Here is an 871-nt window from a genome sequence, read left to right on the forward strand (position 1 = left end):
AGGAGCACCTCTTGAGGTGCGAATCCGAGCAACAGCGAAGGAAACGTGCAACGGCCACCACCGGATCTTTCTAAGAGACCAGTCGACTGCTGACAGGCTTGATCGTCCTGCGGACGATTTCCGCGCAAGCGCGGTTCGCACCTCGAGAGGTGCTCCTACATTCGCACCTTGAGAGGCGTATTCGCTACGTTTCGCCCTGCAGGGAATCTGCCCGATACCGGGAAAGGGCTCCTATCTAGCCTCCCGACGCTTGCAGCGCTCCCTCCTGCCCCGGATACTGTTCCCATGGACAATACGACCCTCAAACATCAGTTGCTGGTGGCCATGCCGCAGATGGCTGACCCCAACTTCGAACATTCCGTCACCTATATCGTTGAGTACAGCAGCGAGGGGGCCATGGGGCTGACCCTCAACCGCCCGGTGCAGATCAGTCTGGGTGATATTCTCAGCGACATGGATATCGAGATTGAAGTCCCGCCGTCCGAGCGTCACCGGGTGGTGGCAGGTGGGCCGATTCAGCAAGAGGCGGGGTTTGTCCTGCATGCGGCGTCGACTCATTGGCAATCCAGTGTGCCGCTCAGCGATGGCCTGATGCTGACCACCAGCCGCGATATTCTGGAAGCCATTGCCATCGGCGAAGGGCCGGAGCAATCGCTGATCTGCCTGGGCTATGCCGGTTGGGACGCCGGTCAACTGGAGCAGGAGCTGGTGGAAAACACCTGGCTCAGCACCCCGGCAAGCCGTGAGCTCGTTCTCGACACCCCCTTCGAACAAACCTGGCAAGCCGCCGCGGCTCGTATCGGCGTGGACATGAGTCTGATTGCGACCCAGGCGGGGCACAGCTGAATAAGCAATTGATAGTTGATAATGG

The 871-nt window shown here is 59.7% G+C and carries 1 protein-coding gene; it reads left to right on the top strand.

Annotated features, from left to right (window positions below):
- Positions 1 to 285 precede the first annotated feature (285 nt).
- The gene (locus tag B3Q33_RS00680) at positions 286 to 846 is read left to right on the top strand and encodes a YqgE/AlgH family protein (RefSeq protein WP_035245818.1); all 561 of its coding nucleotides are present in this window, start codon (positions 286 to 288) and stop codon (positions 844 to 846) included.
- Positions 847 to 871: the final 25 nt, after the last annotated feature.

It is taken from the genome of Alcanivorax sp. UBA3183 (assembly GCF_002364155.1).
Classification (GTDB): Bacteria; Pseudomonadota; Gammaproteobacteria; order Pseudomonadales; family Alcanivoracaceae; genus Alcanivorax; species Alcanivorax jadensis.